Here is a 23,121-nt window from a genome sequence, read left to right on the forward strand (position 1 = left end):
CCGCCTCCTCCTGCCCGCGAACCCGGCGGCCGGCCGCCCCCGGGCGGCACCGCCCCTCCGGGCCCGCCGGCCGGCGCCCCGCCGGCGCCCTCACCCGGCCTCCGCCCGGCCAGCACCGACACCCGCCGACGCCCCCGCGACGGCCGCCCCGCCGCAGCGCCCAGCACCCCGCACACCAGTTCCCGCACAGCAGCCATGGCTCCTCCTTCTCGCTCGCCCGACACCGGATCACGCCGGCCACCCCGGCTGGAGTGGTCGACGCGGAGGAAAATACACAGAGCCACTGACAATTCACCCCGAGTAATCGAACAGGCTCAGCGCCGCCCCTGACCGCCGTCGCAGAGTGCCCCGGGCCCCGGACTGCCGGAAGCCGGGGAGAGACGGACGCAGGCCGCCGGCTCCGTGCAGGTCGGCCGGCCCCACGGAGCCCGACGCCCATCGCCGGCAAGGGCAGGCAAGGCCCCAGTCGCGTGGAGCCGGGACCACCGCGGCCCCTGGGGCGTCCGGTTCCGCAGAGCCGGGCGGGATTGTCAGTGCTGCGCGTTAGGGTCGGGGACCATGCGACTGCTGCATACCTCCGACTGGCATCTCGGGCGTTCGTTCCACCGGGAGAGCCTGCACGACGCCCAGCGCGCCTTCCTGGACCACCTGGTGGAGGTGGTCCGGTCCGAGGGCGTGGACGCCGTGCTGGTCGCGGGCGACGTGTACGACCGGGCACTGCCCGGACTGGAAGCGGTCGCCATGTTCGACGACGTGCTGCACCGGCTGGCGGGCCTGGGAGTGCCGACGGTCTTCATCAGCGGCAACCACGACTCGGCCCGCCGCCTCGGGGTCGGGGCGGGGCTGATCGGACGGGCCGGCATCCACCTGCGGACCGACCCGGGCGAGTGCGCGGAGCCCGTCCTGCTGGCGGACGGGCACGGCCCGGTGGCGGTGTACGGGCTGCCGTACCTGGAGCCGACACTGGTGCGCGAGCGGTTCGGGCTGGCGAAGGGCGGGCACGCGGCGGTGCTCGGGGCCGCGATGGACCAGGTCCGGGCGGATCTCGCGGCACGCCCGGCCGGCACCCGGGCGGTGGTGCTGGCGCACGCCTTCGTCACCGGCGGCGCGCCGAGCGACAGCGAGCGGGACATCGCGGTCGGCGGCGTCGCCTCCGTACCGGCGTCGGTCTTCGACGGGGTGCACTACGCCGCGCTCGGCCACCTGCACGGCTGCCAGACGCTCGCCCCGCACCTGCGCTACAGCGGCTCCCCGCTCGCCTACTCCTTCTCCGAGGTGAACCAGCGCAAGACCATGTGGCTGGTCGACCTGGCCGCCGACGGCTCGGTGACGGCCGAGCGCGTCCCCTGCCCCGAGCCGCGCCGGCTGGCGACGCTGCGCGACACCCTCGACGCACTGCTCACCGAGGAGAAGTACGCCGGGCACGAGCAGTCCTGGGTGCAGGCCACGCTCACCGACGCGGCCCGGCCGAGCGAGCCGATGGAGCGGTTGCGCCGCCGCTTCCCGCACACCCTCCAGCTGCTGTTCGACCCCGAGCGGAGCGACGCCGGGCCCTCGCAGTCCTACGCGGCCCGGGTCAGCGGCCGCGGGGACCTGGAGGTCGCGGAGGGCTTCCTGCGGCACGTGCGCCCCGGTGCCGAGCCGGAGCCGGACGAGCTCGGCTGGTTGCGCGAGGGCTTCGAGCGCGTCCGGGAGAGCACCGACCGGAAGGCGGACCTGCCCCGATGAGGCTGCACCGGCTCACCGTCACCGCCTTCGGCCCGTTCGCGGGCAGCGAGACGGTGGACTTCGACGCGCTCGCCGCCGGCGGGCTGTTCCTGCTCCGCGGCGCGACGGGCGCGGGCAAGACCAGTGTGCTGGACGCGGTCTGCTTCGCTCTGTACGGCGAGACGCCGGGCGCGCGCCGGGCCAACCGGCTGCGCAGCGACCACGCCGACCCGAAGCGGCTGACGTCGGTGGAGCTCGAACTGACCCTCGGCGGGCGGCAGCTCCGGATCACCCGGCTGCCGGAACAGCGCCGGCCGAAGAAGGTCGGCACCGGCACCACGGTCGAGCGGGCGCAGACCCTGCTGCGCGAGTGGGCCGCCGACACCGGCGACGGCACGCCCGGCTGGCGGGGGCTCAGCAAGTCGCACCAGGAGGCCGGTGAGGAGATCCACCGGCTGATCGGCATGAACCGGGAGCAGTTCTGCCAGGTGGTGCTGCTTCCGCAGGGCGACTTCGCCCGTTTCCTCAAGGCCGACTCGGAGGAACGCGGCAAGCTGCTGCGGCGGCTGTTCGACACCGAGCGGTTCCAGCACGTGGAGGCCTGGCTGGCCGAGCAGCGCCGCGGCCAGGAGGCCGCCGTCCAGGCCGGCCGGCGCCGGCTTCGGGACCTCACCAGCAAGGCCGAACAGGCCGCCGGTCCGGGCGCCGAGCCCGCCGCGGGCTGGGTGCCGGCCGAGGACGACGACGCCGGTCTGACCGCCGGGGTGCTCGGCTGGGCGGCGGTCCTGCGCAGCGGCGCGGCCGAGCAGCTCGCCGTCGCCGAGGCCGCCCTCGCGAGCGCCGAGGCGGCCCAGCGCACCGCCCAGGAGCACCGCGAGGCCGCCGAGGACCTGTCCGGTCGCCAGCGCCGGCACCGCGAGGCACTGGACCGGGCGGAGCGACTGGCCGGCTTCGAGCCCGCTGCCGCCGCGGACCGGCGGCGGCTGGCCGCGGCGCAGGAGGCCGTCGGGGTGGAGTCGGCGCTGCGGCTGCGGGAGAGCGCGGCCCAGGCGCTCCGGCGCGCGCAGCAGGCGGAGCACCGGCACCGCGGGGCGCTGGCCGCCTCCGGCGGCGAGGGCCGGGCGCTCGCCGGGGCCCACGCCGCCGGGCTGGCCGAGGCCGACCTGCGGCTGCGGGCCGAGGTGGTACGGCTGGAGGCGGCCCGGACGGAGGAGCAGCGCTGCGCCGAACTCGCCCACGAACAGCGCTCCCTGACGGACGACCGGCGCGCCGCCGAGGAGCTGGCCGAGGAGGCCGAGGACTGGCTCTCCGAGTTCGAGGGCGAGCTGAGCCGACTGGAGCAGCAGCACACCGAGGCTCGGTCAGCGACCGCCCGGGTCGAGCAACTGGACGGGCAGCGCACCGAGTTGACCGTCCGCCTGGACGCAGCCCGGGAGCGCGACGGCCTGCGCGCCGAGATCGCCGCGGCCGAGCCCCGGGTGATCACCCTGCGCACCGCCGCGCTGGACGCCCGCGAGCACAGCCTGGACCTGCGGGACCGCCGGCTGAGCGGCATGGCCGCCGAACTGGCCGAGCAGCTGCGCGCGGGCGAGGCCTGCCGGGTCTGCGGCTCGCCCGAGCACCCGGCGCCCGCCGAGGCCACGCCCGGCAGCCGGGTCGGAGCCGAGGACGAGGAACGGGCGCGCCGGGCACAGGCCGCGGCCGAGCGGGTCTGGACGGAGGCCGACCAGGCGCTCACCGCGCTGCGGGTGCGCGAGGCCACCGCCGCCGGCGCGGCCGGGCCGGACGGTACGGAGGCGCTCGCGCAGGCCCTCGCCGGGCTGGAACGCGAGCACCGCGAGGCGCGGCACACGGCGGAGGCGCTCGGCCGGGTCGAGCAGGAGATCACCCGGCTGTCGCAGGACCGGGCCCGCCGGGTGGAAGAGCTGCGCGAGGCCAAGGAGCGCGCCGCCGTCCTCTCCGACCGGCTGCTGGCGCTCGGCACCGAGCAGCGGACGCTGGCCGCCCGGGTGGCGGCGGCCCGGGGCGAGGCGGACTCGGTCGCCGACCGGTCCGCGGCCCTCACCCGGCTCACCGAGGCGGTCGCCGCGGCGGCCACCGCCGCCCGGGCGCACGCGGAGGCGGCGGCCCGGCTCGGCGAGGCCGAGGACGAGCTGGGCAAGGCCGCTGCCGCGGCGGGCTTCCCGGACGCCGAGACGGCGCTGGCGGTGCTGCTGCCGCGCGAGGAGCGCGAGCGGTTGGAGGCCCGGCTGGAGCAGCACGGCGCGGAGACCGCCGCTGTCCGCCGCGAGCTGGCGCTGCCGGAGCTGGCCGAGGCCGCGGGCCGTCCGCCGGTGGACCTGCCCGCCGTCGCGGCCGAGCTCGGCGCCGCCACCGACCGGTTCGGCCGGGCGCATGCCGCCCGTGCGGCGGCCCGCGAGCGCTGCGGGGCACTGGCCGCGATCGGGCGGCAGCTGGCCGGGCTCGCCGCCGAGCTGGCCCCGGCACTGGACCGGTACGGGCGGATCAACCGGCTCGCCGCGCTCGCGGCCGGCACCTCCGCCGAGAACCGGCTGCGGATGCGCCTGGAGTCGTACGTCCTGGCGGCCCGGCTGGAGCAGGTCGCGGCGGCGGCCAGCGACCGGCTGGTCCGGATGTCCGGTGGGCGCTACACGCTGGTGCACAGCGACGACCGGGGCGCCGGCACCAAGCGCTCGGGCCTGGCCCTGCGGGTGGTCGACGCCTGGACGGGCACCGAGCGGGACACCGCGACCCTCTCCGGCGGCGAGAGCTTCTTCGCCTCGCTCTCCCTCGCCCTGGGCCTGGCCGACGTGGTCACCGACGAGGCGGGCGGCATGCCGCTGGACACCCTCTTCATCGACGAGGGCTTCGGCACCCTCGACGAGCACGCCCTGGAGGAGGTCATGGACGTCCTGGACGGCCTGCGCGAGCGGGACCGCACGGTCGGCATCGTCAGCCACGTGGCCGACCTGCGCAGCCGCATCCCCGCCCAGCTGCTGGTCCGCAAGGGGCGGCACGGCTCGACCCTGGCGCTGGCCGGGCGGGAGGACGCGTAGGGCCGGTCGGCCTGATCGGGGCGGGGATCAGCCAGGGGTCAGCCCGGGGTCAGCCCGAGCAGGCGATCCGCTGCGCCTGCTGCCAGGCGCACACCGGACAGAGGGTGCTGCCCGGCTGGTCGGCGGGCAGTTCGGTCGGCTCGCCGCACAGGACGCAGTCGGCGCGCGGCCCGGTCGCCTCCGGGTCGTGCCGCAGCGCCGCCTCCGCTCCGCCGTCTGGCCCGAGCTCGCAGACGCCCGTTTCGTGGTTCGTACCGGTGTCGCTCATGCCGCCTTCCTACTCCGCACCCCCGCCCTGCTGCAACACGCTCCGGCCCGGACCCAGCCCGGCGGACGGATGCCGGCGAACAGATTTCAGAAAACGTTCGCTGTAATCCGTCATCTGAAATCTGTTCGCGAGAGTCCGTCCGCTGAAACCCGTCCGTCGCGACCCGCCGCGTCCCACCGAGAACCGCCTTCCCGCCCCGCCCCCCTCCTGTCGCCCCCTCACGCCCGGCGGCTACCGTGACCGGCATGTCCACCGACCTGCACCGACGACTGCTCGCCGCCCACGCCACCACCCCGTCGTACCCCGAGGTGGGCGCCACCCGGGGCGGGGGCGGGCGACTGCCGGACGGCTACGCCCACCTGCGTCGGCGGGTCCACCTGGGGCACGGGCCGGAGGTGCTGGAGCGGGCCGGCCGCTACGTGCTCGGCTGGGGCAGCCAGTTGGGCACCGGCTTCGCGGTGCACCCGGCCGGCCCGGCCAGGGAGGGCGGGACAGTGCTACTGCGGCTGAACCTGCCGGGGAGTCGGTGGCCACGGCTGGTGATCCCCTGCCGGGTGGTGTGGACGGTGGACGAGCCGGGCCGGATCGGGTTCGGCTACGGAACCCTCCCCGGGCATCCGGAGTGCGGCGAGGAGGCGTTCCTGGTGTCGATGGACGCCGACGGCGAGGTGTGGTTCGAGGTCACCGCGTTCTCCCGGCTGTCCGCCTGGTACGCCAGGCTGGGCCGTCCGGTGGCGCTGCTCTGCCAGCACCTGGCGATCGAGCGCTACCTCGCCGCGGTGGCCGCGCACGTCCGCTGAGTCTGCTGAGTCCACCGAGCCCGCCGAGGGCCGCTGGGCCCACCCGCCCGGGCTGCCCGCCGCCGGGCCGTGCCGTGCCCGGGCCTCGCGTCCGGCCCGGCACACGCCCTCGGGCGTCAGCCGAGGAAGGACAGCCGGACGGTCCGGCGCGGGTTGTCCCCGTTGGTGTCGATCAGCACCACCGACTGCCAGACGCCGAGTGCCAGTTGGCCGCCGAGCACCGGCAGGGTGGCGTGCGGGGCGACCAGGCCGGGCACCACGTGGTCCCGGCCGTGGCCGGGGCTGCCGTGCCGGTGACGCCAGCGGTCGTCGGCCGGGAGCAGGTCGCGCAGGATGGCGAGGAAGTCGTCGTCGCTGCCGGAGCCGGTCTCCAGTACCGCGATCCCCGCGGTGGCGTGCGGCACGAAGACGTTGAGCAGGCCGTCGCGCCCGGCGGCCCGTTCGTCGAGGAACGCTGCGCAGCGGTCGGTGATGTCGAGCGCGACCTCGCGGCTGCCGGTGGTGATCTCGAGGGTGGTGCTCTGGAAGGTGGTGGCCGGGAACGATCCGGCCTGGGTGGAGTGGTTGTTGTCCGCCATGGCGCCATCCTGTCCCAGGTCAGCGGGCCGGGCGTACTCCCTCGCGGACTCGCCTTGCCGGGGAGGCAAACTCGCATAAGGTGAAAGGTTCAGACCACAGTGCCCCGGCCATCCGGGCCGCCTGCCCGGACACCGCCCGGACACACCGAAGACCCGGCGGACCGGACGGTCCACCGGGTCGGTTCCCGACCGGGCGGCAGGGAGGGACCCGTGCCGCACCGGCCGGACTAGCCGCGCCCGCCGAAGAGGCTCCGCCGCAGCCGACGCAGCGGAGTCAGCAGCGAGATCCTGGTGTGGCGACGACGGATCGTCGGGGCCTCGGCGCCGCGCGGCGTGAGTTCCCTTATCAACCCGAGCGCCTCGGCGGTGTCCACCGCCGGGAGTGCGGGCGCGCCGAGCACGGCCAGGTGTCGCTCGATCCGGCGGCCGGTCGTGCCGACACCGCACTGGATCGCCGGCACGCGGGGCCGAGTCCGCACTTGCATGTGTTCCATCAGTTTTCCCACCCCTACGAGGCGCCAGGGCCGTGAGGCGAAGACTATCCGTGACGGACGGCCTTCGCGCAACCGTCCTTGGTGTTGTGCCACCGTATCGTGCGGCGTCAACTGACGAAGCACCAGGGGCCGACCCGACCGGTCACGACTAGGCATCAATGATGGTGCACGACCGGCCGTCCGTCACCAGGACCGGCGGTCGCGGGTGCGGCAACCGCGTGCACGACACGCGCCCGGCGCGCCGCAGCGCCCCGGCGGCACCCCGCCCCGCACCCCACCCGTATCCGCCCGCGCCCCACCCTCGTCTCCATATAGGGGACAGCCGTCACATCGACAAAGCGATCACCCAGGCGCCCGCCGGACAGGACCCGTCCGAACGGGGGGCGCTGCCGAGACCGTGAACGCCCGATTTCAGGAAGTGAACACATTCGCGGGATTGACTCCCGCCGATCCTCCAAGCAATATCTGATGCACGCGCCAGTGCCCGCACCGCACTCAAGCGCGTGTTCGAGTGATGAAGAACTCCGGCTCCCGCGAGCCACTGCCCGGCCGCCTCGACGCTGCGGTGGCCAGGCTCGCACGGTGCCCGGACCGGCGGTCGGCCGTAGAGGGTCGGCCGGACCGCCACCTGACTGCCGGTGCCGCCCCGCGAGGGGCCCGGCACCGGCGGTTCCGGGGCCCTCACGCACGCCCTGTCCAGCCCCCGCCCGGACACCGCCAGGCCCCCGCGCCCGGACGCTCCGCCCGGCCCCCCAGGCACCACCGCCCCGCCGCAACCGCCCCCGGGGCCCCGTGCCGGACGTCCGCGCAGGTCGCACCCGGTGGATCGGTACACTCGGCCAGCGTGTCCCTCCTCCTCAGCATCGTGCTCCCGGTCCACGGCGTGGAGCGGTACCTCCCGCGCTGCCTCGACTCGATCCTCGGCGACACCCCCGCCGCGGAGACCCGCTTCGAGGTGATCGCGGTCGACGACCTCTCCCCCGACGGCTCCGGCGCGATCCTGGACGCCTACGCGGCCCGCGACAGTCGCCTGCGGGTGCTGCACCTCACCGAGAACCAGGGCCTCGGCGGCGCCCGCACCGCCGCCCTGCCGCAGGCCCGCGGCCAGTACGTCTGGTTCGTGGACAGCGACGACTGGGTGCCCGAGGGCACGGTCGGCATACTGCTGGACGAGCTGGTGCAGGAGCGCCGCCGGGAGACCCCCGCCGACGTGCTGGTCACCGACTTCACCCACGTCTACCCGGACGGCGGGACGGAGCCGAACCCCTGGCGCCACGTACTGACCGGCTCCCCGCTGGTCGACGGCTGCACCCTGGCCGAGCACCCGGCACTGTTCCAGACGGTGATGTCGGTGTGGAACAAGCTGTTCCGCCGCGAGTTCCTGGACGGCCTCGGCGTCTCCTTCGGCCGCGGCTACTACGAGGACATCTCGGTCACCTACCCGGCGCTGCTGGCCGCCGAGCGGCTGCGCTACCTCGACCGCCCCTGCTACTTCTACCGGCGCGGCCGGGAAGGCGCGATCACGGCCACCGCCTCCCCCAAGCACGCCGACGTGTTCGCCCAGTACGACGCGATCTTCGCCTTCCTGGACCGCCCTGACCGCCCCGGCCGGCCCGTCCCGGACTCGCTGCGCACCCTGGTCTTCGACCGGACCGTCCGCCAGGCGCTGAACGTCTACGACACCCCCGGTCTGGTCCCCACCGACCTGCGCAAGGACTTCTTCCAGCGGATCGCCCGGCACTTCGACCGCCACCGCCCGGCCGGGTACCGCTTCCCCGGCGGGGTGCGCGGCGTGCAGTACCGGCTGGCCGCCCGCGGCGCCCGGATCGCGTACGCCGAGCTGCGCCGCACCGGCCGGCTGCCGCGCGAACTCAAGCGCGGGGCACGGGCGGTGGCGCCGGCGGTGAAGAAGGGAATGCGCAGCGGCGCCCGGTTCACCGCGTACAACGCGTTCCGCCGGCTGCCGCTGGACCCGAACCTCGCGGTCTACGCCGCGTACTGGCACCGGGGTTACGCGTGCAGCCCGGCGGCGATCTACGAGAAGGCGAAGGAACTCGCCCCGCGGATCCGGGGCGTGTGGGTGGTGGAGAACCACGCCCAGGCCGCCACGCTGCCGTCCGGGGTGCCGTACGTGATCGTCAACACCCCCGCCTACCTCAAGGTGATGGCGACCGCCAAGTACTTCGTCAACAACGTCAACTTCCCCCGCACCATGACGAAGCGGCCGGGCACGGTGCACGTCCAGACCCAGCACGGCACCCCGCTCAAGGCGATGGGCATGGACCTGCGCGACCACCCGGCGGCGGCCGAGGGGATGGACTTCGAGCTGCTCCAGGAGGCCGTGGACCGCTGGGACTTCCTGGTCTCCCCCAACCCGCACACCAGCGGGCACTTCGCCCGCGCCTTCCCCGGCCGGTACGAGATGCTGGACACCGGCTACCCGCGCAACGACCGGCTGGCGAACGCCACTTCGGACGAGGTCCGGGCGATGCGGGAGCAGCTTGGGCTGCAACCGGACACCCGGGCGGTGCTGTACGCGCCGACCCACCGCGGCAGCAGGGGCGGCTACGTGCCGCTGCTGGACGTGGCCGCGCTGGCCCGGCAGCTGGGCCCGGACCACACGCTGCTGGTGCGCACCCACTACTTCCACACCGACGGCCCGGGCGACCTGACGGGGGCCGGTACGGAATCGGCGCGGATCGTGGATGTCTCGGCGCACCCGACCGTCGAGGACCTCTACCTCGCGGCGGACGCGCTGGTGACGGACTACTCGTCGATGATGTTCGACTACGCGGTGCTGGACCGGCCGGTGGTGATCTTCGCCCCGGACTGGGAGGAGTACCAGCGGGAACGCGGCGTCTACTTCGACCTGTTCGCGGAGCCGCCGGGCGCGGTCACGGTGGACGCGGACGGGCTGGCGCGGGCGCTGCTGGCGGGCGACCCCGAGCCGGCGGCGCGGGCGCGGTTCCGGGAGAAGTTCTGCGTCTGGGACGACGGCGGGGCGGCGGAACGGGTGGTGCGCCGGGTGTTCCCGGTGGAGAAGCGGTAGGACCCGCGCTGCAGCAGCTCCCCGCACCACAGCAGGGCCCCGGACGGGGCCGGTGTCGCCGGTACGGCGACCGGCCCCGTCGGCGCGAGCTCAGCGCTGGCGGGCGGCCAGGAACTCCTCGAAGGTCAGGACGCCGTCGTGGTTGGTGTCCATGCTGTGGATCAGCGCCTCGGCCATCGAGAGGGTGACGTCGTGGTCGCCCATCTCGTTGGCGGCCAGGGCGTACTCGGCCGCCGTGATCTTGCCGTCGCCGTCCTTGTCGAAGCGGTCGAAAAAGGCCTTGATCGCCTCGGTGGTCTCCATCGTGCCCTCCTGGGTACTGCGGGGTGTTGCTCGGTTCGGACGGCCGTACCCTACCCGGCCGTGGCGCGCGCCACGGTCGCCGGGAGTGGACGGGCGCAGGGGTGGGTGCCGTAGTCTGCGGATCTGATTGCGGGCCCGGGCTCCTCCCGGGCGGTCGTTCATCCAGGGAGGGAATCGTGCTCGACCTCGTCACCAAGTTGGTGCTGAAACCGGTCTCGCGGGGGATCTGGCGGCCGGTCATCGAGGGGATCGAGAACGTGCCGCGCAAGGGCGGGGTGATCCTGGCCAGCAACCACCTGTCCTTCATCGACAGCGTGGTGATCCCGCTGACCGCCCCGCGCCGGGTCCACTTCCTCGCCAAGGCCGAGTACTTCACCGGCACCGGGCTCAAGGGCCGGCTCTCCAAGGGCTTCTTCGAGGCGATCGGCGCGGTTCCGGTCGAACGCGGCACCTACCGTTCCGCTCAGGCCTCGCTGGAGTCGGCGCTGGAGATCCTGGAGGACGGCAAGGCCTTCGGCATCTACCCCGAGGGCACCCGCTCGCTGGACGGCCGGCTCTACCGGGGCAAGACGGGCGTCGCCTGGCTCGCACTGACCGCGGGCGTGCCGGTGGTCCCGGTGGCGCTGGAGGGTCCGGAGCAGATCCTGCCGGTGGGCAAGCGCGTGCCACGGCTGAAGAAGGTGACGGTCCGCTTCGGCGAACCCCTGCACTTCGACGAGCTGCACGGGCAGGCCCGCTCGCTGAAGGCCCGTCGGCAGGTGACCGACGAGGTGATGGCCGCCATCCAGCGGCTCTCCGGCCAGGAGGTCGCGGAGAGCTACAACGAGGTCCCGAAGGCGGCCTGACCGCCGCTCCGTCGCCGCGCGGCCGCCCTGCGCACGGTCACGACCGCGATGGACGCGACCACGATGTGGCGCGACCGCACTGTGGCGCGGGCGCCGTGGGCGCACCAACCGTGCCCCGGCCCGTCACACGTGCCCGAGCCCGGCCGGTTCCGGCCGGCCGGCGACCTCCGGCACCTCCCGGCGCAGCAGCGCCGCGTACCGGCCGTCCAGCGCCACCAGCTCCTCGTGGGTACCGAGTTCGACCACCTCGCCGTGGTCCAGGACGGCGATCTGGTCGGCGGCCCGGACGGTGGAGAGCCGGTGCGCGATGGTGATCGTGGTACGGCCGGCGGCCAAGGCGTCCACGGCCTGCTGGACGGCGCGCTCGGTGCGGTTGTCGAGCGCGCTGGTGGCCTCGTCGAGGATGAGCACCGGCGGGTTGCGCAGGATCGTCCGGGCGAGTGCGAGGCGCTGCTTCTCGCCACCGGAGAAGCGGTAGCCACGCTCGCCGACCAGGGTGTCGTAGCCGTCCGGGAGCGCGGCGATGGCGTCGTGGATCTGCGCGGCCCGGGCGGCCTCGACCAGTTCGGCGTCGCTGGCGCCGGGCTTGGCGAAGCGCAGGTTCTCGGCGACCGAGGCGTGGAAGAGGTAGGTCTCCTGGGAGACCACGCCGACCGCGCGGGCCAGGGTGTCGAAGGACAGCTCGCGCACGTCCACGCCGTCCAGGGTGACCCGCCCGCCGGTGACGTCGTACAGCCGCGGGACGAGGTAGCTGAGGGTCGTCTTGCCGGAGCCGGTCTCGCCGACCACGGCCAGTGAGCTCCCGGCCGGGACCTCCAGGTCGACGCCGGCCAGGGTCGGGCGCTCCTGCGCCGGGTCGTAGCGGAAGTCGACGCCCTTGAAGCGGACCTCGCCGCGGATGTCGGTCAGGGTGACCGGGTCGGCCGGCTCGTCGATCTCCACCGGCAGGTCGAGGTACTCGAAGATGCGCTGGAAGAGCGCGAGCGAGGTCTGCACGTCCACACCGGTGGAGAGCAGGCTGACCGTCGGGCGGAAGAGGCCCTGCTGGAGGGTGACGAAGGCGACCAGGGTGCCGACCGAGACGATCGGCGCGCCGGCGGCGGAGGTCAGCCCGGCCGCCCAGTAGATCAGCGCGGGCATCGCGGCCATCACGATCTGGATGGTGTTCATCCGCCAGCGCCCGGCCATACTGGACCGCACCTCCAGGTCGGCGAGCTGGTCGGACTGCTCGGTGAACTCACGGGCGAGGGAACCGGATCGGCCCATGGTGCGGCCGAGCAGGATGCCGCTGACCGAGAGCGACTCCTGGACCGCCGAGCTCATCGCGGCCAGCTGCTTCTGCCGCTCGGTGGTGATCTTCTTGCGCTCCTGGCCGACCCGGCGGCTGATCCAGACGAACAGCGGGAGCAGCAGCAGCGAGACGATGGTCAGCCGCCAGTCGAGGGCGGCCATGGCGACGACGGAGGCGACCACCGCGGTCAGGTTGGAGACCAGGCTGGTCGCGGTGGAGGTCACCGTGGACTGCATGCCGCCGATGTCGTTGGCGATCCGGGACTGCACCTCGCCGGTGCGGGTGCGGGTGAAGAAGGCCAGCGACTGCCGCTGGAGGTGGCCGTAGACGGCGGTGCGCAGGTCGTGCATCACGCGCTGGCCGACGGTGGTGGAGATCAGCGTCTGGAGGACGTTGAAGATGCTGTTCACCACGGCGGTCAGGATCATCCCGAGCGCGAGCAGGCTGAGCAGCCCGGTGCGGCCCTGCGGGATGGCGGTGTCCAGGACGGCCTTGAGCAGGAACGGCGAGACGACCGAGACCACGGCGGAGGCGGCGACCAGCAACCCGACAACGGCCAGGCGGCCCCGGTACGGGCGGAAGAGCCCGAGGATGCGGCGCCACTCGGCCGGCGGGCGGGGTTCGCCCTCGGCGCGTTCGGGCGGGGTCCAGTCGATGGCGGTGGGCCTCAAGGACGGGCCTCCCTGGGTGGGACGGTCGGGCGGACGGTCAAGCGCGGCTCAGCATAGCGAGGATAGCTCATAGTTAGACAAGCTAATAGTGAGGGTTGCTCTATTCCTCGGCGTCCGCACCGGAGCCGATCCGCCCCGCGCCCGACACCTGGCGCCCGACCGCCCGACCGCCCGACCGTCAGTTGGCCCGGTAGGTGCGCGCCGCCTTCGAGGAGAGCCCGCCCAGCTTGCCCGAGGGCAGCACCCGGGCGATGGCCACGGCAACCTTGTACCGCTTGCCCGGCACGGACACGGACCGGCCGCGGGCCAGGTCGCGCATCGCCTCGTCCACCACCCGCTCCGCGGAGAGCCAGGACCAGGACGGGATGTTGCCGGTGCCCATGCCGGCCCGCTGGTGGAACTCCGTCCGGGTGAAGCCCGGGCACAGCGCCATCATCCGCACGCCTGTACCGCCGAGGTCGCGCAGCACACCCTGGGTGAAGCTGACCACCCAGGCCTTGCTCGCGCCGTACGTGCCACGCGGCAGGAAGGCCGCCACCGAGGCGACGTTGACGATCGCGCCGCGGCCACGCTCCCGCATGCCGGGCAGGGCGGCCGTGGTCAGCCGCAGGATCGCCTCGATGTGCACCTTCAGCATGGCCAGCTCGTCCTGGAGCGGGACAGCCCCGAAGGCGCCCTTGTTGCCGAAGCCGGCGTTGTTGACCAGCAGGTCCACCGGTCGGGCGGAGTCGGCGAGCCGCGCCTCCACGGCTCCGATGCCCTCGTCGGTCGCGAGGTCGGCGGTCAGCACCTCCGCCTCGATGCCGTACCTGCCGTGCAGGTCGGCGGCGGCGCGCTCCAGGCGCTCGGTGTCCCGGGCCACCAGGACGAGCTGGTAGCCGCTGCGGGCGAGCCGGCGGGCGAAGGCGGCTCCGATGCCGGCGGTCGCGCCGGTGATCAAGGCTGTGGTCATACCCCGACCGTACCGACTCCCCGCAGCCGCGCCCACACCCACGGAAACGCTCCGGCTCAGGACGCGGCCGGATACGACCTGCTGCCGGTGGCCAGGCGCACGACCTGGTACTGCAACCTAGACGGCGACGGCCTTGGCGCGGTCCGCGGCGATGTGCACCGCGAGGCCGGCGAGGACGGTGCCCATCACGTAGCGCTGGATCCGCAGCCAGCCGGGGCGGCGGTTGAGGAAGGCCGCGATACTGCCCGCGCTCACCGCGATCAGGCCGTTGACGGTGATCGCGATCACGATCTGGATCAGGCCCAGCAACAGGCTCTGCACCGCGACGTGACCGCGTTCCGGAGCCACGAACTGGGGCAGCAACGAGATGTACATGATGGCGATCTTGGGGTTGAGCAGACAGGTCAGGAAGCCCATCGCGAACAGCCGGCGCGGCGGGTCCGGCGGCAGCTGCTGCGGGGCGAAGACCGCCGTGCCGCCCGGCTTGACCGCCTTCCAGGCCAGCCAGAGCAGGTATCCGGCGCCGGCCAGCTTGATCGCGGTGTAGAGGGCGGGCACCACCGAGAACACCGCGGCCACCCCCGCCGTCACCGCGACCAGGTAGACCAGGAAGCCGGCCGCGACCCCGACCAGCGAGACCAGCCCGGCGCGGCGGCCCTGCGCGATCGAGCGCGAGACCAGGTAGATCATGTTGGGCCCGGGCGACAGCACCATGCCCAGGGCCACGGCGGCGATCCCGAGCACGGCCCGGCCGTCCACGGCGGAGGTCAACGCGTCCATGCGAGGAGGCTAGAGCGGGCAATCGGGTCGATGCAATGATGGCTTTGCACTCGGTGCAATGTGCGCGGGCCGCTGTGCGGGACCTCTGGAGGGCCGACCGCCGATGGACGACTACCGACTGATCGCCGACCAGGTCGCCGCCGAGATCGCGGACGGGCGGCTGCGGCCCGGCCGGCAGCTGCCCACCCAGCGTGCGTTCGCCCGCAGCCGGGGAATCGCCAACTCGACGGCGGGACGGGTCTACCGGGAACTGGCCCGGCGCGGGCTGACCGTCGGGGAGGTCGGGCGCGGGACCTTCGTCCGGGCCGGACGCGCACCGGACGGCGCCCGGGTGGCACTCGCGGAGCCGGCCGCCGCCCTCGTGGACCTGGAACTCAACTACCCCTCCGTCCCCGGGCAGGCCGAACTGCTGGCGAGCGGACTGGCGCCGCTGCTGCGACCGGACGCGCTGGGCGACGCGCTGCGGCCGGCCGCCGCGGCCGGAACGGGCGCGGCCCGGCGGGCGTTCGCGGGACTGGTGTCGGTCGACTCCTGGGAGGTCGGGGCGGGCGAGCTGCTGTTCGCCGGCAACGGACGGCAGGCCATCGCCGGGGCCCTGTCGGCACTGGTGCCGACAGGGCAGCGGCTGGGCGTGGAGGAGCTGACCTATCCGGTGGTCAAGGCGGTGGCGGAGCGGCTGGGCATCGTGCCGGTACCGCTGGCCATGGACGAGCACGGACTGCTGCCGGATGCCGTGGCGGCCGCCCACCGGGCCGCACCGCTGCGCGCGGTGTACGTCCAGCCGCGCCTGCAGAACCCGCTCGGTACGAGCCTGCCGGGGGATCGGGCCGCGGAGCTCGTGGCGGTACTGCGGCGACTCGACCTGCCGGTGGTCGAGGACGCCATCTGGTCCTTCCTGCGGCCCGATTCGGCGCCGCTGGCCGCGCTCGCGCCGGAGCGCACGGCACTCGTGGACAGCCTCTCCAAGCGGCTCGCCCCGGGGCTGACCACCGGGTTCGCGGTCGTCCCGGCGGCGCTGCACGAGCGGGTGGCGGGCGCGTTGCGCTCGGGCGGGTGGACGCCCAGCGGCTTCGCGCTGGAGGCGGCGGTGCGCTGGATCGGGGACGGCACGCTGGCCGCGGTGGAGGCGGCGAAGCGGGCCGATGCGACGGCCCGGCAGCTGCTGGCGCGCGAGGTGCTGGCGGGACAACGGCTGCGGTCCGACCCGTGCTCGTACTACCTGTGGTGGGAGCTGCCGGCGGGCCGGCGGGCGGAGGCCTTCGTCGCGGAGGCGGAGCGCGCCGGGATCTCGGTCACGCCCGCGGCGGCCTTCGCCGTCGATCCCCGGCGCTCGCCCTCCGCCGTCCGGGTCGGGCTCGCTTCGCCGCCGCTGCCGGTGCTGGCGCGGGCGCTGGGGACGCTGGCGGGGATCGCGCAGGGGGTGGGTGACGACGGACCGCGAACAGATGACAGCTGACAGATTTCGAAATCTGTCAGCTGTCATCTGTCGCCCGTTCGCCGTCGTCCCTCGACCGTCCGCTGTCAACCGTCAGCCGCCGGCCGCCGGCCGTCAGTCACCCGCCCCGCTCCGGCTCCCCCGGACCGCCGTGTCCGCCGCACCCCCGGCGCCGACGGCGCGCAGGCGGCTCGCGGCGGTGGCGGCAAGCTGGGGGGCGATCCGGGCCACGTCCCGGGAGCCGACCACCGCGATCAGGCTCGGCAGCAGCCAGCGGACCGGCTGCATCCCGCGCAGCCAGGCCTGCGCGTAGACGTGGGCGGACCGGCGGGCGATCCCCGCGACGATCCGGTTCACCGCGGGCTCCAGCGGATACGTCTTGTTCGCCGGCCACGGCAGCCTGGAACGCATCTGCTTCAGCACGGCGTCCTGGTCGGCCCCGCGCACCATGTCCGTGTCGGTCCAACTCAGGTACCCGACACCGACCTTGATCCCCTGGTAGGCGACCTCGGCGCGGATCGAGTGAGCGAAGGCCTCCACCCCGGACTTGCTGGCGCAGTACGCGCTCATCAGCGGCGCGGGGGTCAGCGCGGCGAGCGAGGCGATCTGGAGCAGGTACCCGCGGCTCTCGGCGAGCGCCGGCAGGAAGGCCCGCGCGGTGGCCACACTGCCGAGCAGGTTGACCTCGATGACCCGGCTGAACGCCTTGTGGTCGCTGTCGGTCAGCGGCCCGCCGATGGCGATCCCGGCATTGGCGACGACGGTGTCGATCCGCCCGTAGTGCTCCTTGATCCGCCGGGCGGTGTCCTCAAGCGCGTCGAGGTCGGTGACGTCCACCTCCCAGCTGGTCGCGGACGGGCCGCACTGCGCGGCGACGGCCTTCAGCTCCTCCGGCTCCAGCCCCAGCAGGGCCACCTCGGCCCCGCACCGGGCGAGCTTGCGGGCCAGCGACGCGCCGACGCCGCGCGCGGCCCCGGTGACGACGACGACCTGCGCGGACAACGGCGGGATGGCGTTCATGCGACGGCGGTCCTCTCGTCGACGGAAGCGGGAACGGCGCCGGCGGGCGCGGGAGAGACCGCGGGCGCGGCCGTCAGGTACGCGGAGGCCATCCGGTGGATCTCGGCGGCGACCTCCGCCGGACGCTCCAGCGGAGACATGTGGCCGACCCCGGGCAGCAGCAACAACCCCTGTGAGTCCTGGAGTTCGGCGACGATCCGGTGGGCGTGCACCGGCGGCGTCAGCCGGTCGTCGGTGCCGACCACCACCGCCGTGGGCGCGGCAAGCCGGGCGAGCCCGGCATGGACGTCCAGCCGGTCCAGCACCACGGCCCAGTTGGCGCGGACCGCGGTCGGGCAGGCGTGCACGATCCGGGCCGTCGCCTCGACCTGTCCGGCGGGCGAACCCGGCCCCATGGTCGCGTACTTGAGCGCCATCCGGCTGAACGGGGAGACCGGTCCGAGCGGCATCCGGGAGCGCAGCAGCTGCCGGTGCAGGAAGCGCCGCAGGCCCCGGGACCGCACGGCCGGCGGCAGGACGGCGAGTTCGGCCACCAGGTCGCCGGGCCCGGTGGAGATCAGGACGGCCGCGGCGGTGCGCTCGGCGACCTCGGGCCGGCCACCGGCGGCCATGATGGTCATCCCGCCCATGCTGTGCCCGGCCAGCACGGCCCGCTCGCCCGCAGGAACGGTGCGCGCGAGCACGGCGGACAGGTCCTCGGCCAGCGCCCGGGTCGAGTAGCGGGCCCGGCTCGGCGGGACCTCGCTGTGCCCGTGGCCGCGCTGGTCGTAGGCCACCACCCGGTAGCGGTCGGCGAGCCGGCGGATCACCGGGGCCCAGAAGACGGTCGAGCAGGTCCAGCCGTGCGCCAGCACCACGGTGGGCGCACCGGGCTGGCCGTGCACCTCGACGTGCAGCCGGATGCCGTCCGCCGACCGTACGCCCGACTCCTCGACCGGAACGAGAGGTTCGTACTCCTCGGGCAGGTGAACGCCATTCACGCGGAGACCTCCTGGACGGTGCGGGCGGCAGCCGGTGCGGCGCGCATGATCAGCTCGTACTCGCCGAGGTCGACCTTGCGGGTGGCCCGGCGGAACGAGGTGGTGGAACCGGGCCAGAGCACGGTGTTCTTGCCGTTCGGGTCGAGGTACCAGCTGAGGCAGCCGCCGGTGGTCCAGACGGTGCGGTCCATCCGGTGCTGAAGTTCGAGGTTCCACTGCCGCTGGGCGCGCACGGTGGGCTGCATCGCGGTGGCGCCGATCGAGCCGAGGGTGGTCAACGCGTCGATCATGTAGTTCAGTTGGGACTCGATCATCAGGATCATCGAGCTGTTGCCGAGGCCGGTGTTGGGCCCGATGACGAAGAAGAGGTTCGGGAAGCCGTGCACGGTCGAGCCGCGCAGCGCCTCCATGCCGTCCTTCCACTCCTCCGCCAGGCTGGTGCCGTTGACGCCGAACACCCTGGCGCCGATGGGCATGTCGGTGACGTGGAAGCCGGTGCCGAAGACGATGGCGTCCACCTCGTGCTCGCTGCCGTCGGCCGCGACCAGCGTGGAGCCGCGCAGTTCACGCAGACCGGAGGAGACGACCTCGGTGTTGGCCGCCGCGAGCGCCGGGTAGTAGGTGTTGCTGAGCAGGATGCGCTTGCAGCCGATCCGGTAGTCCGGGGTGAGCCTGGCGCGCAGCGCCGGGTCGGGGACGCCCTGGGCGATGTGGCGTTCGGCGAGCTGCTGGACCAGGCGCAGCAGGCCGGGGCGGCGCACGAACGCGTCCACCTGGATCTCCCGGAGAGCGAACAGGGTGCCGCGGCGGATCTTCGCGGTGACCGGCAGGCGGCCGTGCAGCCACTTCTCCAGCTGGGTGATCTCGCGGTCGCGGCGCGGCAGCACCCAGGCCGGAGTGCGCTGAAAGACCGTCAGCTTGCCGACCTCGGGCTGGATCGACGGGATGATCTGAGCGGCGGAGGCGCCGGTGCCGACCATCGCGACGCGCTTGCCGGTCAGGTCGAAGTCGTGGTCCCAGCGGGAGGAGTGGAACACCTTGCCCGGGAAGGCGCTCAGTCCGGGCAGGTCGGGGATCTGCGGGTCGGCGAGCGGTCCGGCGGCGGAGACGATGGCGTCGGCGGTCCACTGGCCCGCCGAGGTGGTGATCCGCCAGCGGGTCTGCTCACTCTCCCACCGGGCTTCCAGCACTTCGGTGTCGAAGCGCAGGTGGGGGCGGAGGCCGAAGACGGTGGCGACCTTCTCCAGGTAGGCGCGGATGTCCGGCTGGCCGGAGAAGCTGCGCGGCCAGTCGGGGTTGGGTGCGAAGGAGAAGGAGTAGAGGTGCGAGGGCACGTCGCAGGCGCAGCCGGGGTAGCTGTTGTCGCGCCAGGTTCCGCCGACGGAGTCCGCCCGCTCCAGGACCACGAAGTCGGTGATCCCGGCACGACGCAGTCGGACCGCGGCGCCGAGTCCGCCGAAGCCGGAGCCGATCACCGCCACCCGGACGTGCGGGACGGGCTCCTGCGCAGCGGTGGTGTCGGTCGCTGCGGACGCGCCGGAGCGGGGGCGCTTGCTGCTGGATGCCATGCGGCAACCTCCTGAGGGTGGGACGGTGCTCGTCGCGCTCTCCCGGGGGTCTGCGCCCCGGAACCTCCCGGGGGCCCGCCTCCGGGACCCCGCCAATCGCGCCAGTAATCACTGGCATGATTGGCAGGGTAGCCCTTGCTGACACCGGATGGAAGAAGCACGACGGCTCCGGTTCGGGGAACCTTCCGGGCCGGCGGTCCTATGCTGATCGCCGTGGACAAGGTCAGAGCTGCTGCGGGCGACAGAAAACGCGAGTACCGGGTGGAGGAACTGGCCGAGGCCGCCGGCATCACCACCCGCACCCTGCGCTTCTACCGCGAGCGCAAACTGCTTCAGCCACCTCGCAAGGAGGGCCGCATCGCCTGGTACGGCGAGGAGCACCTCGCCCGGCTGCGGATGATCGGCGAACTCCTCGAACGCGGCCACACCCTGGGCGGCATCGCCGAGCTGATCGGCGCCGGCGAGAGCGGGAGGGACGTCGCCGAGCTGATCGGGCTGGAGGCGGCGATCGTCGCGCCGTGGTCCGACGAGACCCCGGTGCGCCTGGACTGGGACGAGCTGAAGACCGCCTTCGGCGACCAGCTCACCGAGGAGAACACCGCCGAGTCGATCGCCCAGGGCTACATCACCGTCGAGGAGGACGGCATCACCCACGTCAGCCGCCGGCTGATGGACGCCACCACGGAGCTGGTGGCGGAGGGGGTGCCGCTCTCGGCGGTGCTGGAGGCCAGCCGGCGCACCCGGGAACACGTGGACGCCATCGCCGAGATCTTCATCGAGGTGGTCAGCGAGCACCTGCTCAGCGCGCTGGCCACCGACACCCCGCTGCCGCCCGGCGAGGCGGCCCGGCTCACCGAGCGCATCCTGCGGGTGCGGCCGCTGGCGCGCACGGTCGCGGACGCCCAGTTCACCCTCGCGATGGACCGGCGGGTGCACGTCGAGTACGTCGAACTCCTTCGCCAGCGACGGGAGAACGGTTCCGAGGCGTAGCCGGGCCGCTGTGCGGGCAGGGATTCCCGCGCCCTGCCCGGACGTTGGAGGTGCCGCCGATGACCCGACCGCTCAGCCGCCGTGCCGCTCTCGGTCTCGCCCTCGGGCTCGCCCCGGGCCTCGCGCTCGCCGCGTGCGGGTCGGGTTCCTCGGCGTCCGGCCCCGGTCCGTCCGGCCTCGGCTCGTCCGGCTCCGGCGCCGCCCACACGGTCCGGCACGCTCGCGGCGAGACCACCGTTCCGGCGCGGGCGAGCCGGGTGGTGGCCCTGGACACCGACGCACTGGACTCGGTGGTCACGCTCGGCCTCAGCCCCGTCGGCGCCACGACCGTCACCGCGGGTGCCGCCTTCCCCGCGTACCTGCCCGCCGAACGGCTGGCCGGGACGAAGCCCGTCGGGGCCATCGGCCAGCCCAGTCTGGAGACGATCGCGGCACTGCGGCCGGACCTCATCCTGAGCAATCAGGTCCGCGACGACAAGCGGTACGACGAGCTGTCGAAGATCGCGCCGACAGTGCTCTCCAAGACCACCGGGCCTGCCTGGAAGGAGAACGTCCGGCTGCACGCCGAGGCGCTGGGCCGCCAGGCCGAGGCCGATGCGGCGGACGCGGCGTACCGGGCCGAGCTGCGGGACCTGGTCACCGCGCTCGGCGGTCCGGCCAGGGCGGCGGCCACCCGGGTCGAGATGGCCCGCTTCCTGGCGGGTGCGTCGACCCGGCTCTACCTGAACGACACCTTCGTCGGCTCGCTGTTCAAGGACCTCGGGCTCGGCAGGCCCGCCAACCAGGACAAGCCCGGCTTCTCGATGGAGATCAGCCCCGAGCAGGTGGACCAGGCGGCGGCCGACGTCATCTTCTACTCGGTGTACGGGGACGCGGCCAAGTCCGACCAGGGGAAGATCACCGAGGGAGCGCTCTGGAAGAACCTGGGTGCCGTCCGCAGCGGGCGGGTGTTCCGGGTGGACGACAACCTGTGGATGCTCGGCATCGGCTACACGGGAGCCGGGCTGATCCTGGGCGAGATCCGCAAGGACCTGGCGTCGGCAGGCGGGTGACGGCTGACAGGCGACAGGTGACGGCCGACAGATTTCAGATGACAGATGATGAAATCTGTCATCTGAAATCCGTCACCTGTCATCCGCCGCCCGTCGCCCCTCCCGTCACCCCCGCCCGTACCGGCCCGGCCGCAGGCGCCCGGTGAACGCGAGGAAGGCCACGAACCCGCCGAGAACGATCCAACCGGGCCAGCCGGCCAGCGACATGGTGAGCGGGTCCAGGTCGGCATCCGGGTCGGCGAACTCCCGGACCATCGACACGCTCATGCTGCTCGTGAAGGCGTGCGCCAGCACCGCCGGGACCACCGACCCCGAGCGCAGCCTCAGCCAGGTGAAGACCGGCAGGACGAGCACACAGCTCACCGTCAGCGCGGGCACCGACAGGTACCAGGGCCGCCCCGGGTACTGGCCGCCCATCAGCAGCGTCGGCAGGTGCCAGAGCGCGAAGGCCGTCCCCGTGAGCAGGTACGCCCGGACGAGCGCCGCCGTGCCGCCGCCCGCACCGCCGGAGCCCCCGCCGAGCTGTAGCAGCCGGGGAAAGAGGAATCCCTGCCAGCCGATCTCCTCACCGAAGAACAGTGGCAGCGAGAGCACCATCCCGATCGACCCCTGAACCGCCCACGATCCGACCCGCCCCGGGTCCAGCGAGCCGAAGCCGGCGAACGGGTAGCTGCCCACCAGCGCACCGAGCGCCAGCGCCACGGCCGTCAGTCCGCCGAGCACCCCGAGCGGCAGCAGACAGGCGCGAACCGCGCGGGGCCGGGGCCGGCACAGCGCGAGCGCCTCCCGCACTCCGCCGCCGCGCTCGACGAAGCGGACCACGAGCAGCGCCGCCAGCGCCGGGGCCAGCATGGCGGCCCCGATGCAGAGCTGCTCCAGGGTGCCGACCTCCTCCCGGGCGTCGGCACGCTGGTAGCCGTCGGCGAGCAACGGCGCCATGGCCGCCCACATCCCGGCGTAGGCGAGCACCAGGTAGACCAGCAGGCCGCGCCGCCGGACGGCGCTCGGCGGGGTTTGTGTCAGTAGCGTCATGCCGAGGACGCTACGGATCAGGATGTTCGCCCTGGAACCAAGCACACTACCGGCCAAGGGAGTTGTCCACTACCACCCGATGGTCGAGTTTTCTGGGTGTACGGAGGCCGACCGGACGTGCTACTTCGCGCCCCGCGCCCTGCCGCCCGCCGCCCCCTGCGCCACGGATCGGAACGGAAGCTGCAAGAGAAGAGAATTTGACGTATCGTCAGGCGTCACACGGCGGGGGCGACGGTGGTCCGCTCACCGT

Annotated in this window: 19 protein-coding genes; 8 read left to right on the top strand and 11 right to left on the bottom strand. The window is 73.7% G+C overall.

Going from position 1 to position 23,121, the window contains the following annotated elements; genetic code table 11:
* Positions 1 to 558: 558 nt before the first annotated feature.
* On the top strand, positions 559 to 1,728 hold the full coding sequence (locus ACFU7Y_RS15325) for an exonuclease SbcCD subunit D (protein ID WP_380768218.1): 1,170 nt from the start codon (positions 559 to 561) through the stop codon (positions 1,726 to 1,728).
* Positions 1,725 to 4,763, top strand: a complete 3,039-nt coding sequence (locus ACFU7Y_RS15330) for an AAA family ATPase (protein WP_380768219.1) — start codon at positions 1,725 to 1,727, stop codon at positions 4,761 to 4,763. Before ACFU7Y_RS15325 ends, ACFU7Y_RS15330 begins: the two co-directional genes overlap by 4 nt.
* Before the next feature lie 49 nt (positions 4,764 to 4,812).
* Here the strand turns inward: ACFU7Y_RS15330 and ACFU7Y_RS15335 are convergent, their stop codons facing one another.
* Positions 4,813 to 5,031 carry a hypothetical protein gene (locus ACFU7Y_RS15335; RefSeq protein ID WP_224282193.1) on the bottom strand — a complete coding sequence of 73 codons (219 nt, stop codon included), beginning with the start codon at positions 5,029 to 5,031 and terminating at the stop codon, positions 4,813 to 4,815.
* A gap of 245 nt (positions 5,032 to 5,276) precedes the next feature.
* Here ACFU7Y_RS15335 and ACFU7Y_RS15340 point away from each other — a divergent pair, with 245 nt between their 5' ends.
* Positions 5,277 to 5,831, top strand: coding sequence for a DUF1990 family protein (locus ACFU7Y_RS15340; RefSeq protein ID WP_224282192.1), 555 nt, complete (start codon positions 5,277 to 5,279; stop codon positions 5,829 to 5,831).
* 116 nt (positions 5,832 to 5,947) lie between these two features.
* Here ACFU7Y_RS15340 and ACFU7Y_RS15345 read toward each other — a convergent pair whose 3' ends face one another.
* Positions 5,948 to 6,409, bottom strand: coding sequence for a YjbQ family protein (locus ACFU7Y_RS15345; RefSeq protein ID WP_224282191.1), 462 nt, complete (start codon positions 6,407 to 6,409; stop codon positions 5,948 to 5,950).
* A gap of 227 nt (positions 6,410 to 6,636) precedes the next feature.
* On the bottom strand, positions 6,637 to 6,903 hold the full coding sequence (locus tag ACFU7Y_RS15350) for a hypothetical protein (protein WP_224282190.1): 267 nt from the start codon (positions 6,901 to 6,903) through the stop codon (positions 6,637 to 6,639).
* Positions 6,904 to 7,747: 844 nt separating this feature from the next.
* Here ACFU7Y_RS15350 and ACFU7Y_RS15355 point away from each other — a divergent pair.
* Positions 7,748 to 9,952 carry a bifunctional glycosyltransferase family 2 protein/CDP-glycerol:glycerophosphate glycerophosphotransferase gene (locus tag ACFU7Y_RS15355; protein ID WP_224282189.1) on the top strand — a complete coding sequence of 735 codons (2,205 nt, stop codon included), beginning with the start codon at positions 7,748 to 7,750 and terminating at the stop codon, positions 9,950 to 9,952.
* A 90-nt stretch (positions 9,953 to 10,042) separates the two neighbouring features.
* Here ACFU7Y_RS15355 and ACFU7Y_RS15360 read toward each other — a convergent pair whose 3' ends face one another.
* Complete coding sequence (locus ACFU7Y_RS15360) at positions 10,043 to 10,255, bottom strand: EF-hand domain-containing protein (protein WP_224282188.1); 213 nt, start codon at positions 10,253 to 10,255, stop codon at positions 10,043 to 10,045.
* A gap of 176 nt (positions 10,256 to 10,431) precedes the next feature.
* Here ACFU7Y_RS15360 and ACFU7Y_RS15365 point away from each other — a divergent pair, with 176 nt between their 5' ends.
* Complete coding sequence (locus tag ACFU7Y_RS15365) at positions 10,432 to 11,100, top strand: 1-acyl-sn-glycerol-3-phosphate acyltransferase (RefSeq protein WP_224282187.1); 669 nt, start codon at positions 10,432 to 10,434, stop codon at positions 11,098 to 11,100.
* A 123-nt stretch (positions 11,101 to 11,223) separates the two neighbouring features.
* Here ACFU7Y_RS15365 and ACFU7Y_RS15370 read toward each other — a convergent pair whose 3' ends face one another.
* The 3 genes from ACFU7Y_RS15370 to ACFU7Y_RS15380 all read right to left on the bottom strand — a co-directional run bounded on the left by ACFU7Y_RS15370 (position 11,224) and on the right by ACFU7Y_RS15380 (position 14,794).
* Positions 11,224 to 13,062 carry an ABC transporter ATP-binding protein gene (locus tag ACFU7Y_RS15370; RefSeq protein ID WP_224282186.1) on the bottom strand — a complete coding sequence of 613 codons (1,839 nt, stop codon included), beginning with the start codon at positions 13,060 to 13,062 and terminating at the stop codon, positions 11,224 to 11,226.
* 178 nt (positions 13,063 to 13,240) lie between these two features.
* Positions 13,241 to 14,014, bottom strand: a complete 774-nt coding sequence (locus ACFU7Y_RS15375) for an SDR family NAD(P)-dependent oxidoreductase (RefSeq protein ID WP_380768222.1) — start codon at positions 14,012 to 14,014, stop codon at positions 13,241 to 13,243.
* Positions 14,015 to 14,131: 117 nt separating this feature from the next.
* Positions 14,132 to 14,794 carry a LysE family translocator gene (locus ACFU7Y_RS15380; protein WP_224282184.1) on the bottom strand — a complete coding sequence of 221 codons (663 nt, stop codon included), beginning with the start codon at positions 14,792 to 14,794 and terminating at the stop codon, positions 14,132 to 14,134.
* Positions 14,795 to 14,897: 103 nt separating this feature from the next.
* On the opposite strand from ACFU7Y_RS15380, the gene ACFU7Y_RS15385 reads away from it, so the two are divergent.
* Positions 14,898 to 16,250, top strand: a complete 1,353-nt coding sequence (locus tag ACFU7Y_RS15385; RefSeq protein WP_380768224.1) for a PLP-dependent aminotransferase family protein — start codon at positions 14,898 to 14,900, stop codon at positions 16,248 to 16,250.
* Positions 16,251 to 16,343: 93 nt separating this feature from the next.
* Here ACFU7Y_RS15385 and ACFU7Y_RS15390 read toward each other — a convergent pair whose 3' ends face one another.
* Genes ACFU7Y_RS15390 through ACFU7Y_RS15400 form a run of 3 tightly spaced genes read right to left on the bottom strand, consistent with a single transcriptional unit; the run spans position 16,344 to position 19,797 of the window.
* A complete protein-coding gene (locus tag ACFU7Y_RS15390; protein ID WP_224282097.1) occupies positions 16,344 to 17,249 on the bottom strand; it encodes an SDR family oxidoreductase in 906 nt (301 codons plus the stop codon).
* The gene (locus ACFU7Y_RS15395; RefSeq protein WP_224282096.1) at positions 17,246 to 18,229 is read right to left on the bottom strand and encodes an alpha/beta fold hydrolase; all 984 of its coding nucleotides are present in this window, start codon (positions 18,227 to 18,229) and stop codon (positions 17,246 to 17,248) included. Before ACFU7Y_RS15395 ends, ACFU7Y_RS15390 begins: the two co-directional genes overlap by 4 nt.
* Positions 18,226 to 19,797: an NAD(P)/FAD-dependent oxidoreductase gene (locus tag ACFU7Y_RS15400; protein ID WP_224282095.1), complete on the bottom strand. Its 1,572-nt coding sequence runs from the start codon at positions 19,795 to 19,797 to the stop codon at positions 18,226 to 18,228. The genes ACFU7Y_RS15395 and ACFU7Y_RS15400 overlap by 4 nt, the downstream gene beginning before the upstream one ends.
* 213 nt (positions 19,798 to 20,010) lie before the next feature.
* On the opposite strand from ACFU7Y_RS15400, the gene ACFU7Y_RS15405 reads away from it, so the two are divergent.
* Positions 20,011 to 20,787: a MerR family transcriptional regulator gene (locus ACFU7Y_RS15405; protein WP_224282094.1), complete on the top strand. Its 777-nt coding sequence runs from the start codon at positions 20,011 to 20,013 to the stop codon at positions 20,785 to 20,787.
* Positions 20,788 to 20,846: 59 nt separating this feature from the next.
* The gene (locus ACFU7Y_RS15410) at positions 20,847 to 21,839 is read left to right on the top strand and encodes an ABC transporter substrate-binding protein (RefSeq protein ID WP_380768227.1); all 993 of its coding nucleotides are present in this window, start codon (positions 20,847 to 20,849) and stop codon (positions 21,837 to 21,839) included.
* A gap of 105 nt (positions 21,840 to 21,944) precedes the next feature.
* Here the strand turns inward: ACFU7Y_RS15410 and ACFU7Y_RS15415 are convergent, their stop codons facing one another.
* Positions 21,945 to 22,871, bottom strand: a complete 927-nt coding sequence (locus ACFU7Y_RS15415; protein WP_224282092.1) for a CPBP family intramembrane glutamic endopeptidase — start codon at positions 22,869 to 22,871, stop codon at positions 21,945 to 21,947.
* Positions 22,872 to 23,121 lie beyond the last annotated feature (250 nt).

This window comes from Kitasatospora sp. NPDC057542 (assembly GCF_042801945.1).
In the GTDB taxonomy this organism is placed as follows: domain Bacteria; phylum Actinomycetota; class Actinomycetes; order Streptomycetales; family Streptomycetaceae; genus Kitasatospora.